This window comes from Variovorax sp. GW823-FHT04F07, assembly GCF_058795995.1.
This window is the reverse complement of the sequence record NZ_JBXAIG010000004.1, coordinates 58459-72648: the sequence shown is the minus strand read 5'-3', so window position 1 is coordinate 72648 and position 14190 is coordinate 58459. Positions and strand designations below refer to the sequence as shown.

Below are 14190 nucleotides of genomic sequence, written 5' to 3'. Positions count from 1 at the left end.
CCCGATGTCCGTGCGGTGCAGGGGCGGCGTGCTCAGCCGCCCCGCTCGAACTTGAACACCGCCGTGCTGGCGCGCGCGTTGGGCAGCCAGCGCACGTCGCGCCCGTTCTGCAGGCCGAAGGCGTCGAGCACGCGCAGGTTGTTCTTGCCGGCCAGCACCTCGAAGTCCTTGTAGGTGCCGACGCGGATGTTGGGCGTGTCGTACCACTGGTAGGGCAGGCGGCGTGTCACGGGCATGCGCCCACGCGCCACGCTCAGGCGGTTGGGCCAGTGCGCAAAGTTGGGAAAGGCGACGATGCCGAAGCGGCCCACGCGCGCGGTCTCGCGCAGCATGACCTCGGCATTGCGCAGGTGCTGCAGCGTGTCGATCTGCAGCACCACGTCGAAGGTGGCGTCGTCGAACATCGCCAGGCCTTCGTCGAGGTTCAGCTGGATCACGTCGACGCCGCGGCGGATGCACTGCAGCACGTTGCCGTCGGCGATCTCCACGCCGTAGCCGGTGCAGCCGCGTTCGCGTTGCAGCAGGTCGAGCAGGGCGCCGTCGCCGCAGCCCAGGTCGAGCACGCGCGAGCCTTGGGGCACGAGCTGTGCAATCAGTCGTTGGTGTGCAAGGTCGCTCATTGGAGTTCCTTGGCGACGCGTTCGAAGTACGAGCGCACCACGCCCATGTAGCGCACGTCGTCGAGCAGGAAGGCGTCGTGGCCGTGCGGCGCGTCGATCTCGGCGTAGCTCACGTTGCGGCGGTTGTCGAGCAGCGCCTTCACGATCTCGCGGCTGCGCGCGGGCGAGAAGCGCCAGTCGGTCTTGAAGCTCACGAGCAGGAACTTGGCCGTGGCCTGCGCGAGCGCGGTGCTGAGCTGGCCGCCGTGGTGGCGCGCGGGGTCGAAGTAGTCGAGCGCGCGGGTGATCAGCAGGTAGGTGTTGGCGTCGAAGTACTCGCTGAACTTGTCGCCCTGGTAGCGCAGGTAGCTTTCGATCTGGAACTCGATGTCCTGCGTGGAATAGCGGTAGTCGAGCCCCGCCACCTCGCCCTCCACGGCACTGCGCAAAATGCGCCCGAACTTGGCGTTCATCACGTCGTCGCTCAGGTAGGTGATGTGGCCGATCATGCGGGCGATGCGCAGGCCGCGCTTGGGCACCACGCCGTATTCGTAGAAGTGGCCGCCGTGGAAGTCGGGGTCGGTCACGATGGCGCGGCGCGCCACCTCGTTGAAGGCGATGTTCTCGGCCGTGAGGTTGGGCGCGCTGGCCACCACCACGGCGTGCCGCACGCGGTCGGGGTACTGCAGCGTCCACGACAGCGCCTGCATGCCGCCGAGGCTGCCGCCCATCACGGCCGCGAGCGTGCGGATGCCGAGCGCATCGAGCAGCGCCGCCTGGGCGTCGACCCAGTCTTCGACCGTGACCACCGGGAAGTCCGCGCCATAGACGCGGCCGTTGGCGGGGTTCACGTGCATCGGGCCGGTCGAGCCGAAGCAGGAGCCGAGGTTGTTGACGCCGATCACGAAGAAGCGGTCGGTGTCCAGCGGCTTGCCCGGGCCCACCATGTTGTCCCACCAGCCCTCGGAGCGGGCCTGGCCCTCGTACACGCCCGCGACGTGATGCGAGGCGTTGAGCGCATGGCACACCAGCACCGCGTTGCTGCGCTCGGCGTTGAGGGTGCCGTAGGTTTCGTAGGCGAGCGTGTAGCCGCTGATCGAGGCGCCGCTGCGCAGGGCCAGCGGGCCTGCGAACTGCATCGACTGCGGGGTGACGACCAAAGGTGACGACGACATGAATGAAAAAACCCGGCCTCGCCAAAAACGAGCCGGGTTCGGCAGCCGTCTTTAGCAGAATTTATAAAGCGCCCGCAAGCTGAAGCAAATCGGCGCAGGGCAAGTATAGCCCCGTGACTTTTTCCTGCTACCAGCCGACGATCATCACGACGCCCAGCACCAGGAAGATCGCCGCCGAGATGCCGTGCACGAGCTTGATCGGCACGCGCCGCACGATCTTGTCGCCCAGCCACACGACCGGCGCATTGGCCAGCATCATGCCCAGCGTGGTGCCAACGACGACCCAGGCGTAGTCCTGCGTGAAGCGGGCGGCCAGCATGACGGTGGCGATCTGGGTCTTGTCGCCCATCTCGGCCAAGAAGAAGGCGATCACCGTGGTGCCGAAGACGCCGAACTTCGAGACGCCGGGGGCGTCGTCTTCATCGAGCTTGTCGGGAATCAGCATCCAGACGGCCATGGCGATGAACGAGCCGCCCAGGATCCAGCGCAGCACCTCGGGGCCGAGCCAGCGCGTGATGTAGTTGCCGACCGCGCCGGCCAGCGCGTGGTTGATGACCGTGGCGACAAAGATGCCGAACACGATCGGCCAGGGTTTCCTGAAGCGCGCGGCCAGCAGAAGGGCCAGGAGTTGGGTCTTGTCGCCCATTTCGGCGAGCGCGACCACGCCCGTTGCAACGAGAAAAGCTTCCATGATGGATGTGGGGTTCCTTGGGCCGAAGGACGCAATTGACCGCACAACACCTTCGGCCATATTCCCGAAGTTGTGCGGTCAAAGGTCTCGCCAGGTGTGTTCACTGCACGCGCCATGTCCTCGTGGGGCAAGGACAAGTCTGTTGACGCGGGCCCTTCTCGTATGCGGAAGGCGGCTACTCCCCAATGACCGGCAAATTGTAGCCGCATCGTCAATTCCCCCGGCTCAAACAGGTAGGCGTGCGCTAACTTCCACTAGTTTCGAAAGGCGCTACCTCAAGACGCAAATTCCTGCTTGCTTTTTTGATATTTCACCCATAATGCACGAGCATCCCTCTTGATTTTGGGCGGGAGCAATTCGGTGATCGGTCAGTTTCGCGCGGCTCGGCGGCTCTCGTTTGAGTGATGCTTTCGGGACTCCATCGCTTTTCTTGATGTGTTTATAGGAGTCCCTTGATGGGCAACAAACTCTACGTCGGCAACCTGCCTTACTCGGTGCGCGACGGTGATCTCGAGCAGGCCTTCGGCCAGTTCGGCGCAGTGACCAGCGCCAAGGTCATGATGGAGCGCGACACGGGTCGCTCGAAGGGCTTCGGCTTCGTCGAGATGGGCAGTGACGCGGAAGCACAGGCCGCCATCAACGGCATGAACGGCCAACCCCTGGGCGGCCGCAGCGTGGTCGTCAACGAAGCACGTCCCATGGAAGCACGTCCCCCCCGCAGCGGTGGCGGCGGCTACGGCGGCGGCGGCGGCGGTGGTGGTTATGGCGGCGGTGGTGGCGGTGGCTACGGCGGCGGCGGTGGTGGCGGCTACGGTGGTGGCGGCGGTGGCCGTTCCGGCGGCGGCTACGGCGGCGGTGGTGGTCGTTCGGGTGGCGGCGGCGGTGGTGGCGATGGCGGTTTCCGCAGCCCCTACGGCGCAGGTCCCCGTGGCGGCGGCGGTGGTCGCAGCGGCGGTGGCGGCTACGGCGGCGGCGGCAACGGTGGGTACTGAACCCCGTTCACTCCTTCGCATGCCTCACGGCACACAAACACAAAAGGCTCCCTCGGGAGCCTTTTTCTTTGCCTGCGCGCTGTGCCCGCTATGCAATCGGCGATGAAGCTCAGGCTTCGCCGCTGCGCTTCTTGCGCGCCCGGCCCTGCACCGCGCGGTCGAGCACGGCATTGGGCAGCAGGCGCATGACCTTGGCGACCACGCCCATCTGCCACGGAATCACGCGGTAGCTCGTGCCAGCCTCGATGGCGCGCAGCGCCTGAGCTGCGAAATCCTCGGGCTGCATGAGAAAGGGCATGCCGTAGCGGTTGCCCTGCGTCAGCGGCGTGTCGATATAGCCCGGGCAGAGCGTGACGACCTTCACCCCGCTGTTGTGCAGTTCCCCGCGCAGGCTTTCGCAGTACGCGACCACGCCGGCCTTGCTCGCGCAGTAGGCGCCGTGCCCGGGCAGCCCGCGGATGGCGGCGACGCTGCCGATGCCCACGAGCCGCCCGCTGCCGCGCTGCACCATGGCCTGCACGAAGGGATGGAAGGTGGCGGCCAGCCCCACGTTGTTGACGACGAAGGTGCGCGCCAGCACGTCGAGGTCCGAACGCTCGGCCGTGTCGATGCCGATGCTGATGCCTGCGTTGGCGATCACCACGTCGGGCACGCCCTGGCGCGCGATGCAGTCGGTGCCGGCGGCCACGATGCTGTCGGTGTCGGCCACGTCGGCGCCGTAGACCTGGTAGCGGCCCGCGTCCAGCTGGCGGCCCGCCGCCCAGGTTTCGATCTCGCCCGTGCGCCGCGCGACCAGCGCCAGCCGGTAGCCGGCGTCGTAGAAACACGCGGCCAGCGCCTGGCCGATGCCGCTGGAGGCGCCGGTGATGAAGACGAGCGGTGCGGCGGTGGTCATGCGTGGATCGTCTCCCGGGAATTTGTTCTTGTGTGGCAGCCGCTTAGCGCGGCTTGCCCGCGGCGGCCGACGGCACCAGCACGCCGCGCACGCGGCCCGTGAGGTTGGCCACGCCGCTCAGGTTGTCGTAGTCGAGCGTATCGCCCGTGAACTGGTCGCTGCCGCGGATGAGCGTGACCGGCTTGTTCGACTGCACCTTCTCGGTGTCGAGGAACGCATGCAGGAACTCGCCGCGAAACTCCAGCCGCGGCGTGGCCTTGCCGCTCGCGCTCACCGCGGGTTCGCGGATCACGATCGCGTTGCCGAACAGCTGGATCTCGCTGCCGTCGGAATTCGACAGCCCCCGGTTCGCCGACGAGCGCGTGACCAGCCCCTCGGGCGACACCGAGCGCATGCGCACCTGGTCGACCTCGATGGTGTCGGTGTCCGGGTAGTGCCGCCCCTCGGTGCCGTGCAGCTCGCTGCGCAGGTCGCCGTTGGGCAGGAAGTTCTTGATGACGAAGTCCCGCATGAAGTAGTCGGGCTCGTGTGTGGGCGCCGCCTTGACGGTGGGCTCCAGCAGCTTGGGCGCATTGCGCACCAGCCAGTAGGTGCCCAGCGCCACGCCCGCCATCAGGATGATCGGCAGGTAGATGGTGGTGCGGTCGAGCACATCGCGCGTGAGGTGCCAGGCGCGTCGCAGCTGCGGGCTCATGGTCGGGGGCCCAGGGCAGCGTCGAGCAGCGGGCGGTACTGGCCGCAGGCCGTCAACAGCAGGTCGCAGAACTCGCGCGCTGCGCCTTCGCCGCCGCGCGCGGCGGTGACGTAGCGCGCCACGGCGCGCACTTCGGCGTGCGCGTTGGCCGGTGCCGCCGCGAAGCCGACGCGGGTCAGCACGGGCAGGTCGGGCCAGTCGTCGCCGATGGCGGCGGCCTGCGCCCAGGTGAAGCCCAGCTGCTTCAGCATGGCTTCGGCGGCGGGCAGCTTGTCTTCGGTGCCGTAGCGCACATGCTCGATGCCCAGCGCCTCGAGCCGCACGCGCAGCGGCTTGGAGTCGCGCCCGGTGATCACGGCCGGCGTGATGCCGGCCTTGCGCAGCAGCTTGAGACCGTAGCCGTCGAGGATGCTGAAGCGCTTGAGCGTCTCGCCGTGCTCGGTGAAGTACACGCCGCCGTCGGTCAACACGCCGTCGATGTCGAAGAAGACGATGCGCACGTCTTGCGCGGCCAGCAGGGTCTCGGCCTGGAAATCAAGCGGCATCAGATGACCTTCGCGCGCATCAGGTCGTTGGTGTTCACCGCGCCGACGATCACCCCCGCGCCGTCGATCACGAACAGGCGGGTGATGCCGCATTGCTCCATGAGTTCGGCCGCCTCCACCGCCAGCGCGTCGACGCGGATGGTGCGCGGGTCGCGGTGCATGATGTCGGCCGCCTTGGGCGTGCGCAGGTCGGCGCCGGCCTCGATCAGGCGGCGCAGGTCGCCGTCGGTGAAGATGCCCAGCGCCCGGCCGTCGGGCTCGACCACCGCGGCGGCGCCGAAGCCCTTGATGCTCATCGCGCGCATCAGCTCGCTGACGGTGGCGGTCGGCGGCACGCACGGCACTTCGTCGCCCGAGCGCATGACATCGCTCACGTGGGTGAGCAGCTTGCGGCCCAGCGCGCCACCGGGGTGCGAGCGGGCGAAATCCTCGGAGCCGAAACCGCGCGCGTCGAGCAGGGCCACGGCCAGCGCGTCGCCCATGGCGATCTGCGCGGTGGTGCTCGCGGTGGGCGCGAGGTTCAGCGGGCAGGCTTCCTTGGCAACGCCGGCGTCGATCACGATGTCGGCATGGCGCGCCAGGGTGGAATCGGGGCGCCCGGTCATGGCGATCAGGGGCACGCCCTGGCGCTTGACCACCGGCAGCAGCACGGTGAGTTCGTCGACCTCGCCGCTGTTGGAGATGGCGAGCACGAGGTCGACCGCCTTGATCATGCCGAGGTCGCCGTGGCTGGCCTCGGCCGGGTGCACGAACATCGCGGGCGTGCCGGTGGAGGCGAGGGTGGCGGCGATCTTGCGGCCGACGTGGCCGCTCTTGCCCATGCCCATCACGACCACGCGGCCGCGCACTTCAAGGATCTTGCGCACGGCCTCGACGAAACTCGGGCCGACGCGGGCCTTCAGGCCAAGGACGGCTTCGGCTTCGATGTCGAATGTGACGCGTGCCCGGGCCAGGATGGCGTCGGGGTCGACCACGTGGGTCGGGGCGGGGCGGGAGCTCATCGCCGGATTTTACGAGGCGGGCGCGGTCGGCGATCACATGGCCCGGGGAAGCCCGGGGCACGGACATTGCTCTAGCATCGGCGCCTATGTCTTCGTTCGATCTCACGCTGTTGTATCTGTTGGCCGCGGTGATCGGCGTGGTGGCCTGCCGGTCGCTCAAGCTGCCGCCGATGCTCGGCTACCTGACGGCCGGCGTGCTCATCGGCCCGCATGCGCTGGCGCTGGCGCAGAACTCCGAAGGCATCCGCCACCTGGGCGAATTCGGCGTGGTGTTCCTGATGTTCGTGATCGGGCTCGAATTCAGCCTGCCCAAGCTGCGCGCCATGCGCAAGCACGTGTTCGGGCTGGGTCTGCTGCAGGTGCTGCTGACCATGGCGCTGGCCACCGTCGGCGCGCTGATCATCGCCACGCAGCTGCCGCCGGCCTGGCAACTGGGGTGGCAGACCACGCTGGCGCTGTCGAGCGCGCTCACCATGAGCAGCACCGCCATCGTGGTCAAGCTGATGGCCGAGCGGCTCGAACTGGAGAGCGAACACGGCAAGCGCGTGATGGGCGTGCTGCTGTTTCAAGACTTGGCCGTGGTGCCGCTGCTGGTGCTGATTCCCGCATTGGGCGCGCCGCCCGAGGCGCTGGCCAAGGCGCTGGGCTTCGCGCTGGTGAAGGCCACCTTCCTCATCGGCGTGCTGCTGTACGGCGGGCCGCGCATCATGCGCTGGTGGCTCACGCTGGTGGCGCGGCGGCGCAGCGAGGAGCTGTTCATTCTGAACGTGCTGCTGATCACGCTGGGCCTGGCCTGGCTCACCGAGCTGGCCGGCCTGAGCCTGGCGCTGGGCGCCTTCATCGCCGGCATGCTGGTGTCGGAGACCGAATACAAGCACCAGGTCGAGACCGACATCCGCCCCTTCCACGACGTGCTGCTGGGGCTGTTCTTCATCACGGTCGGCATGTCGCTCGACTGGCACATCGTGGTCGAGCGCTGGCTGCTGGTGGCGGTGCTGCTGCTGGTGCCGCTGCTGTTCAAGCTGGGGCTGGTGACGGTGCTGGCGCGGGTGCTGGGCGCCACCTCGGGCGTGTCGCTGCGCACCGGCCTGTACCTGGCGCAGGCCGGCGAGTTCGGCTTCGTGCTGCTGGCGCTCGCGCAGGACCGCAACCTGCTGCCGCCGTGGCTGGCCAACCCGGTGCTGGCGTCGATGGTGCTGTCGATGCTGGCCACGCCCTTCATCATCATGTACAGCAACGCCATCGTGCGAAAGCTGGTGGCCAGCGACTGGCTGCAGCAGTCGCTGCAGATGACGACCATCGCGCGCAAGACCATCAACACCGCGCAGCACGTGATCATCTGCGGCTACGGACGCTGCGGCCAGAACCTGGCGCGCATCCTGGAGCGCGAAGGCATTCCCTACATGGCGCTCGACCTGGACCCCGACCGCGTGCGCCAAGCGGCCGCGGCTGGCGATTCGGTGGTGTTCGGCGACGCGGCGCGGCTGCAGGCGCTGATGGCCGCGGGCCTGGCGCGCGCCAGTGCGGTGGTCGTCACCTACCTCGACGTGGGCGGCGCCATGAAGGTGCTGGCCAACACGCGCGCCCACGCGCCGCACGTGCCGGTGATCGTGCGCACCCAGGACGACCACGACCTCGAGAAGCTGCAGGCCGCCGGCGCGACCGAGGTGGTGCCGGAGGCCATCGAGGGGTCGCTGATGCTCGCCAGCCATGCGCTGGCGCTGGTCGGCGTGCCGATGCGGCGCGTGATCCGCGTGGTGCAGGACCAGCGCGACGCACGCTACAACCTGCTGCGCGGCTACTTCCACGGCGCCGACGACGACAACGCCGACGAGATCGACCACGAGCGCCTGAACAGCTTCACGCTCACGCCGGGCGCACGCGCCATCGGTCAGACGCTCGGACGGATTGCGCTGCCGACGCTGGGCGTGCGGGTGGCCAGCCTGCGCCGCCAGGACGGCCAGGCGCGCGTGCCGGCCGACGACACGCTGCTGTCGGACGGCGACACCCTGGTGCTCTCGGGCAAGCCCGCCGCGCTGGCGATTGCCATCGAGCGGCTGCAAAAGGGCTGAGGCCGCCGGCGCGGGCTCAGTTCAAGAGCGACGGGTTGCGCTTTTCTTCTTCGATGCGCTGCTGACGGCGCACCGCTTCGCACTGTGCGTGCGACCTGTACTCGGGCTTCACGCACTGGGCCGCCATGCATTGCGCCTTGGCGATGAAGTTGCGGTCGCCGCATTGGGCCTGCGGGTCGACCGGCGGGACCGGTGACGCGGGCGCGGGTGCCGGGGCAGCCGCCACAGGTGCTGCGGCGGGCGGGGCCTGGGGCGCCGGTGGGGGAGGTGTCACAGGCTTGCGCGGCTTCGCGACGGGCGTCGGCTTCGGGGCGGCTTCCGCCGGCTCGGTGACCGCTTCCGCCGGCGGCGCTTCGGCCACGGGCGGCGCAGGCTCGGTCGCGGCCGGTGGTGCTTCGACCACCGGCGGCGTCGCGGCGGGCGCCGGCGCGGCGACAGGAGGCGGTGCCACAGCCGGCTCGGGCGCCTTGCTGCCGGTCCCGTAGCCCAGCCAGCCCGCGACCACCAGCAGCAGCGCGACCGCGAGCAACCCCAGCCACAACCCGATGCCGCGCGGGCGCAGCACCGGTTCGGGCGGTTTGATGCGCTTGACCTTGATCCGCGTCTTTGGCCGGTCGGCCCGCGGGGACGGAGGCAAGGACGATGCTGCGCCTCCGCGCCCCGGCGCCACGATCACGGTTTTTTCATCCGCTGGCGGCGGTGGTGGTGGCGGCTCGGGCATCCAGCCGTTGGACGCAGGCGACGACGCCCGCTTCGACTCGGCGGGATCGAACAACGGTGCGGGAATGGTCGGCGCACGCAGCTGAGCTGGTGCGGTGGTGGCCCATTCGCGGTCGGCAGGACTGGGTGCCGGCGGCGGCACGCGGTCGGCGGCCGACAGCCGGCCACCGCAGCTTCTGCAGAAATTGGCACCGTCGCGGTTGTCCGCGTCACAGACCGGGCAGATCAAGGCCATGGCTCACCAGCAATTCTCGGGATCGGAAACGAAGACTTGTTCTTGTTGTTGTGCGGCGGCTGGCAGCGCGCGGCGAGCCGGAAGGCTCAGGTGACGGCCACCCGCTTGGAGCGGTGCGCCATGCGCTTGGCGATCACGGCGCCGAGCGCCATCGCGATGTCCAGCGCCATGTTGGGCTGGCGGTTCGACATCTCGGAGAACCGCACGGCGGTGAGGCGCCACACGCGTCCCGCGCCGGTGACCACCACGTTGGCCGCATGCGGCTCGCGCGAGAAGAACGAGCCTTCGCCCACCACCGAGCCCGGCGACAGCACGGCCAAGCGCATCTGCTCCTTGCTGCTGACGCGATGCACGCTGATGGCGCCGCTTTCGACGAAGAACACCGAGCGGTCGTGCGTGCCCTGCGAGATCAGCACGTCGCCGATCGCGGTTTCGATGGGCTGCAGATAACCCGCGAGCGTGTCCCACTGCGCGACGCTCAAGGTCAGCGCGAACGCGTCGGCGCTCAGGTTCTCCGCAATGGAGCGGCTCAGGTTCTGGATGGACATGTTTTTCTCGACCCCCGCAAGTGATCCGAAGTATCCGCGAAGGCCCCGAGGTTCGGCTACAACTGTTTACGCTTTCCCCGGCGAAGCGCACGCATGTGTCGCTATTTCCCGATACAGAAGCGCGAAAAGATGACCCCCAGCAGGTCGTCCGCGCCGAACTCGCCGGTGATCTCGTTGAGCGCGTTCTGCGCCAGCCGCAGCTCCTCGGCCAGCAGGTCGAGCAGTTGGGCCTGCGCCGCCAGGTGGGCAGCCGCCAGCGCGAGGTGCGTCTCGACACGGGCCAGTGCCTGCACGTGGCGCGCGCGCGCCAGGTAGACACCTTCGGGCACGGCCTGCCAGCCGGCCATGGCCAGCAGCTGGTCGCGCAGCGCCTCGATGCCCGCGCCGGTCTTGGCCGACAGGGCGATGCCTTCGGACGGCGGCGAGGCCGAAACCGCTGCGTCCTGCTTGTTCCACACATCGAGCACCGGCACGCTCGCCGGCAGCTTGCGCCGCAGGCCGGCCAGGATCTCGGCGTCGGCGGCGGCGTAGTCAGGCTGGCCGGCGCGCGTCAGGTCGTGCAGGAACAGCACGGCGTCGGCGCTTTCGATCTGGCCCCAGGCGCGCGCCACGCCGATCTGCTCGACCTCGTCGGTGCTGTCGCGCAGGCCGGCGGTGTCGGCCACGTGCAGCGGCACGCCGTGGATCTGGATGGTCTGCGAGACCACGTCGCGCGTGGTGCCCGCGATGGCGCTCACGATGGCCAGCTCGGCGCCGGCCAGCGCGTTGAGCAGCGAACTCTTGCCGGCGTTGGGCTGGCCCGCGATCACCACCTTGATGCCTTCGCGCAGCAACGCGCCCTGTTTGGCGCGCTGTTGCACAGCGGCCAGCTGCGCCTGCAACCGTTGCAGCTGGCCGGTCGCGTCGGCTTTCTGGAGGAAGTCGATCTCTTCTTCAGGGAAGTCGAGCGTGGCCTCGACCAGCATGCGCAGGTGGATCAGCGCGTCGCGCAGCGTATGGATCTCGCGCGAGAACGCGCCCGACAGCGAGCGCCCGGCGCTGCGCGCGGCCGCCTCGGTGCTCGCGTCGATCAGGTCGGCGATGGCCTCGGCCTGGGCCAGGTCGATCTTGCCGTTGAGAAAGGCGCGCTGGCTGAACTCGCCCGGCTCGGCCACGCGCAAGCCCGGCAGGCGCGGGCGGCCGGTGGCCGGATCGATTTCGGCCGCAGCTTCCAGGCAGCGCGACAGCAACAGCTGCAGCACGACCGGGCCGCCGTGCGCCTGCAGCTCGAGCACGTCTTCGCCGGTGTAGGAGTGCGGCGTCGGGAAATGGATCGCCAGGCCGTGGTCGACCGGCTCGCCCTGCGCATCGCGAAAGGGCAGGTAGGTGGCTTCGCGCGGCTTGAGGGCGCGGGCGCACAGCGCCTCGACCAGCGGCGCCAGCCGGGCGCCCGACACGCGAACGATGCCGACCGCCCCGCGCCCCGGGGCGGTGGCGATGGCGACGATGGGATCGGTGGTGCGGGCGAGGGTCATGACAGCGCGATTCTTTCAGCAAAAAGCAAAGGGCCGCGGATGCGGCCCTTTGCGGGTGGCGGAGGCCGGCTGGCTTACTTGCCGAGCACGCCCAGTCGCTTGTTGATGAACCACTGCTGCGCGATCGACAGCACGTTGTTCGTGATCCAGTACAGCACCAGGCCGGCCGGGAAGAAGATGAACATCACGCTGAACGCGAGCGGCATGATCCACATCAGCTTGGCCTGCATCGGATCGGGCGGCGTCGGGTTGAGCCAGGTCTGGAACAGCGAGGTGGCCGTCATGACGATCGGCAGGATGTACCAGGGATCGGGTGCCGACAGGTCGGTGATCCAGCCAATCCACGGGGCGTGGCGCATTTCAACCGACGACAGCAGCACCCAGTACAGCGCAATGAACACCGGGATCTGGATCACGATGGGGAAGCAGCCGCCCATCGGATTGACCTTCTCGGTCTTGTAGATCCGCATCATTTCCTGCTGCATTTCCTGCGGCTTGTCCTTCAGCCGCTCGCGCATTTCCATGATCTTGGGGTTGATGGCCTTCATCTTGGCCATGCTGGCGTAGGCCTTGGCGTTGAGCCAGTAGAAGGCCGCCTTCAGCAGCACCACCAGCGCGACGATCGCCCAGCCCCAGTTGCCCAGGATGCCGTGCAGTTGCGTGAGCAGCCAGTACAGCGGCTTGGAGATGATCGCGAAGATGCCGTAGTCCTTCACCAGGTCCAGACCGGGGGCGATGGCTTCGAGCTTCTTTTCTTCTTCGGGGCCGGCGAACAGCGCGCTGTTCACGACCTGCGTGGCGCCCGGGGCGATCTTCGGCAGCGTGGCGACCATGGCCACGGTGAAGAGGTTGTCGCCCAGGTCCTTCACGCGGAATTCGCGACGCAGCTGTTCGCTGGCCGGGTCGCCCTTGAGCAGCCAGGCCGACGCGAAGTAGTGCTGCACCATCGCGATCCAGCCGTCGTTGGCCGGCGGCGGCGGCTCGACCTTGCCCTTGGCGATGTCCTTGAAGTCGAGCTTGTGGAACTTCTTCTCGTTGGTGTACGCGGCCGGACCGGTGAAGGTGTTGGTGCCGAACATGGTGCCGGCGGCCACGGTGCCGTGGCGCAGCAGCTGCATGTACAGCTGCGCGTCGCGCGGCTGGTCGCTCACGTTGACCACTTCGTGGCGCACGCCGATGACGTAGTCGTCACGCTTGAACACGTAGGTCTTGATGTACTTCAGGCCACCGACCGGGGCGCTTTCGAAGCTCACCTCGAGCGTGTTCTGGCCGTCGGCCATCGTGCGCGGACCGGCCTTGGGCGTCATGGCCGTCAGGTGGTTGGGGAAAGCGTCGCCAGCGACGGGGTTCAGCAGGCCGGTCTGCGCCACGTAGCGCGTGGCGGGCGAGCCGTTCTCGAACAGCACGACGCGCTTGGTGCGGTCGGCTTCGTCGTACTTGAGCAGTTCGAGGTGGTTGACCGTGGCGCCTTCGCTGTCGATCGTCGCCTTGAACAGGTCGGAGGTCACCACGACCTGCTCGCGCGGCGTGGCCGGGGCCGCCTGCGTGGGCACGGCGCCCGCGGTGCCGCCGGCTGCGGCAGCCGCGGTCGGCACGCCGTTGTTGGCCGCGCTGCCCGTGGCCGGCGCCGTGGCGGCGGGCTTGGTCGACGGCAGGAAGGTCGGCTTGTTGCCGTTGAAGACCTGCCATTGGTCCCACAGCAGCACGAGCGAGAAACCAAAAATCACCCACAGGATCGTGCGGCGGATATCGTTCATGACGAAGACTTCTTGTCGGAGGAGAGAAGAGACGAAAACAGCGATCCTGACTTGTCAGTGCGACGCTGTGATTTCGGTGGAACCGGATCGTGGCCGCCCTGGCACCAGGGCTGGCAGCGCGCGATGCGGTGCAGCGTCAGGTAGCTGCCCTTGAGCGCGCCGTGCACTTCCAGCGCCTCGATCGAATACACGGAGCAGGTCGGCGTGAAGCGGCACGACTGCCCGAGCCAGGGGCTCAGCAGCAGGCGGTAGCCCTTCACGAGGCCGATCAGCAGGCGTTTCATGCGGAGGCAGGAGCGGGGGAGGCGGCAGCCGGTGCCGGCGGACGCCCGGCGCGCGCCAGCAGCTGCTGGAGCTCGGCGCGCACGGCGGCCTTGAGCTTGTCCGAGGAGGCGCTCACGAACGCCTTGCGATCGAAACCGGCGCGCAGACGCACCACGTGCGCGGCACGCGGCAACACGACGCCGGGCGCGGCGCTCACGGCGTAGATCTGGCGCTTGATGGCGTTGCGCGTCACCGCGCGGCGTGCCCAGCGCTTGGGCACCATGGCGCCCAGCCAGACCTCATCGGACGGAAACAGCGAAGCGACGCCCGATGGAGAAACATCGAGCGCACAGCGGTGCAATGCGAAATGGGCAGTGCGCGCCACGGTGGCACCTGCGAGGACGGCCTGGAATTGCGCGCGGGTCTTGAGCCGCTGCAAGGAAGCCGGGCCGCGGACGTCGCTGCTGGCGGGGCCAGGCGCAGAAGCT

Annotated in this window: 15 protein-coding genes and 1 riboswitch; of the genes, 2 read left to right on the top strand and 13 right to left on the bottom strand. The window is 68.6% G+C overall.

Going from position 1 to position 14190, the window contains the following annotated elements:
• Window positions 1-32: 32 nt before the first annotated feature.
• The 3 genes from metW to AC1RAA_RS19420 all read right to left on the bottom strand — a co-directional run bounded on the left by metW (window position 33) and on the right by AC1RAA_RS19420 (window position 2465).
• On the bottom strand, window positions 33-620 hold the full coding sequence (metW, locus tag AC1RAA_RS19430) for a methionine biosynthesis protein MetW (RefSeq protein ID WP_070063357.1): 588 nt from the start codon (window positions 618-620) through the stop codon (window positions 33-35).
• The gene (gene metX, locus AC1RAA_RS19425) at window positions 617-1774 is read right to left on the bottom strand and encodes a homoserine O-succinyltransferase MetX (protein WP_492730081.1); all 1158 of its coding nucleotides are present in this window, start codon (window positions 1772-1774) and stop codon (window positions 617-619) included. Before metX ends, metW begins: the two co-directional genes overlap by 4 nt.
• 127 nt (window positions 1775-1901) lie before the next feature.
• Window positions 1902-2465 carry a TMEM165/GDT1 family protein gene (locus tag AC1RAA_RS19420; RefSeq protein ID WP_062473609.1) on the bottom strand — a complete coding sequence of 188 codons (564 nt, stop codon included), beginning with the start codon at window positions 2463-2465 and terminating at the stop codon, window positions 1902-1904.
• Window positions 2466-2474: 9 nt separating this feature from the next.
• Window positions 2475-2661, bottom strand: a riboswitch (yybP-ykoY riboswitch).
• Window positions 2662-2920: 259 nt separating this feature from the next.
• On the opposite strand from AC1RAA_RS19420, the gene rbp reads away from it, so the two are divergent.
• Window positions 2921-3457 (top strand): RNA-binding regulator, encoded by a 537-nt coding sequence (gene rbp / locus AC1RAA_RS19415; protein WP_492730080.1) that lies wholly within the window; start codon window positions 2921-2923, stop codon window positions 3455-3457.
• Window positions 3458-3566: 109 nt separating this feature from the next.
• On the opposite strand, the gene AC1RAA_RS19410 is transcribed toward rbp, so the two are convergent.
• The 4 genes from AC1RAA_RS19410 to AC1RAA_RS19395 are packed head-to-tail and all read right to left on the bottom strand — an operon-like array spanning window position 3567 to window position 6592.
• Entirely contained in the window at window positions 3567-4352 is a 786-nt protein-coding gene (locus AC1RAA_RS19410; protein ID WP_492730078.1) for an SDR family oxidoreductase, read from the bottom strand.
• A gap of 43 nt (window positions 4353-4395) precedes the next feature.
• Window positions 4396-5046, bottom strand: coding sequence for an LPS export ABC transporter periplasmic protein LptC (gene lptC / locus AC1RAA_RS19405; protein WP_062473614.1), 651 nt, complete (start codon window positions 5044-5046; stop codon window positions 4396-4398).
• Window positions 5043-5591, bottom strand: coding sequence for a KdsC family phosphatase (locus tag AC1RAA_RS19400; RefSeq protein WP_492730077.1), 549 nt, complete (start codon window positions 5589-5591; stop codon window positions 5043-5045). The genes lptC and AC1RAA_RS19400 overlap by 4 nt, the downstream gene beginning before the upstream one ends.
• Window positions 5591-6592: a KpsF/GutQ family sugar-phosphate isomerase gene (locus AC1RAA_RS19395; RefSeq protein WP_062473617.1), complete on the bottom strand. Its 1002-nt coding sequence runs from the start codon at window positions 6590-6592 to the stop codon at window positions 5591-5593. The genes AC1RAA_RS19400 and AC1RAA_RS19395 overlap by 1 nt, the downstream gene beginning before the upstream one ends.
• A gap of 86 nt (window positions 6593-6678) precedes the next feature.
• Between AC1RAA_RS19395 and AC1RAA_RS19390 the strand changes: the two genes are divergently transcribed.
• A complete protein-coding gene (locus tag AC1RAA_RS19390; protein ID WP_139702954.1) occupies window positions 6679-8664 on the top strand; it encodes a monovalent cation:proton antiporter family protein in 1986 nt (661 codons plus the stop codon).
• A gap of 16 nt (window positions 8665-8680) precedes the next feature.
• Here the strand turns inward: AC1RAA_RS19390 and AC1RAA_RS19385 are convergent, their stop codons facing one another.
• The 6 genes from AC1RAA_RS19385 to AC1RAA_RS19360 form a co-directional block, all read right to left on the bottom strand.
• A complete protein-coding gene (locus AC1RAA_RS19385; protein WP_159274221.1) occupies window positions 8681-9619 on the bottom strand; it encodes a zinc ribbon domain-containing protein in 939 nt (312 codons plus the stop codon).
• A gap of 86 nt (window positions 9620-9705) precedes the next feature.
• A complete protein-coding gene (locus AC1RAA_RS19380; RefSeq protein ID WP_070063366.1) occupies window positions 9706-10167 on the bottom strand; it encodes a Crp/Fnr family transcriptional regulator in 462 nt (153 codons plus the stop codon).
• A gap of 101 nt (window positions 10168-10268) precedes the next feature.
• Window positions 10269-11681 carry a tRNA uridine-5-carboxymethylaminomethyl(34) synthesis GTPase MnmE gene (mnmE, locus tag AC1RAA_RS19375; protein ID WP_492730075.1) on the bottom strand — a complete coding sequence of 471 codons (1413 nt, stop codon included), beginning with the start codon at window positions 11679-11681 and terminating at the stop codon, window positions 10269-10271.
• A gap of 74 nt (window positions 11682-11755) precedes the next feature.
• Complete coding sequence (gene yidC, locus AC1RAA_RS19370) at window positions 11756-13438, bottom strand: membrane protein insertase YidC (protein WP_070063368.1); 1683 nt, start codon at window positions 13436-13438, stop codon at window positions 11756-11758.
• Window positions 13435-13722 (bottom strand): membrane protein insertion efficiency factor YidD, encoded by a 288-nt coding sequence (gene yidD, locus AC1RAA_RS19365; RefSeq protein ID WP_056574909.1) that lies wholly within the window; start codon window positions 13720-13722, stop codon window positions 13435-13437. The genes yidC and yidD overlap by 4 nt, the downstream gene beginning before the upstream one ends.
• Window positions 13719-14141: a ribonuclease P protein component gene (locus tag AC1RAA_RS19360; protein ID WP_492730073.1), complete on the bottom strand. Its 423-nt coding sequence runs from the start codon at window positions 14139-14141 to the stop codon at window positions 13719-13721. Before AC1RAA_RS19360 ends, yidD begins: the two co-directional genes overlap by 4 nt.
• Window positions 14142-14190 lie beyond the last annotated feature (49 nt).

Excerpts from the sequence above, each read along its gene's own strand:
- metW (WP_070063357.1), bottom strand. The coding sequence starts at position 620 with ATGAGCGACCTTGCACACCAACGACTGATTGCACAGCTCGTGCCCCAA.
- metX (WP_492730081.1), bottom strand. The coding sequence starts at position 1,774 with ATGTCGTCGTCACCTTTGGTCGTCACCCCGCAGTCGATGCAGTTCGCA.
- AC1RAA_RS19420 (WP_062473609.1), bottom strand. The coding sequence starts at position 2,465 with ATGGAAGCTTTTCTCGTTGCAACGGGCGTGGTCGCGCTCGCCGAAATG.
- rbp (WP_492730080.1), top strand. The coding sequence starts at position 2,921 with ATGGGCAACAAACTCTACGTCGGCAACCTGCCTTACTCGGTGCGCGAC.
- AC1RAA_RS19410 (WP_492730078.1), bottom strand. The coding sequence starts at position 4,352 with ATGACCACCGCCGCACCGCTCGTCTTCATCACCGGCGCCTCCAGCGGC.
- lptC (WP_062473614.1), bottom strand. The coding sequence starts at position 5,046 with ATGAGCCCGCAGCTGCGACGCGCCTGGCACCTCACGCGCGATGTGCTC.
- AC1RAA_RS19400 (WP_492730077.1), bottom strand. The coding sequence starts at position 5,591 with ATGCCGCTTGATTTCCAGGCCGAGACCCTGCTGGCCGCGCAAGACGTG.
- AC1RAA_RS19395 (WP_062473617.1), bottom strand. The coding sequence starts at position 6,592 with ATGAGCTCCCGCCCCGCCCCGACCCACGTGGTCGACCCCGACGCCATC.
- AC1RAA_RS19390 (WP_139702954.1), top strand. The coding sequence starts at position 6,679 with ATGTCTTCGTTCGATCTCACGCTGTTGTATCTGTTGGCCGCGGTGATC.
- AC1RAA_RS19385 (WP_159274221.1), bottom strand. The coding sequence starts at position 9,619 with ATGGCCTTGATCTGCCCGGTCTGTGACGCGGACAACCGCGACGGTGCC.
- AC1RAA_RS19380 (WP_070063366.1), bottom strand. The coding sequence starts at position 10,167 with ATGTCCATCCAGAACCTGAGCCGCTCCATTGCGGAGAACCTGAGCGCC.
- mnmE (WP_492730075.1), bottom strand. The coding sequence starts at position 11,681 with ATGACCCTCGCCCGCACCACCGATCCCATCGTCGCCATCGCCACCGCC.
- yidC (WP_070063368.1), bottom strand. The coding sequence starts at position 13,438 with ATGAACGATATCCGCCGCACGATCCTGTGGGTGATTTTTGGTTTCTCG.
- yidD (WP_056574909.1), bottom strand. The coding sequence starts at position 13,722 with ATGAAACGCCTGCTGATCGGCCTCGTGAAGGGCTACCGCCTGCTGCTG.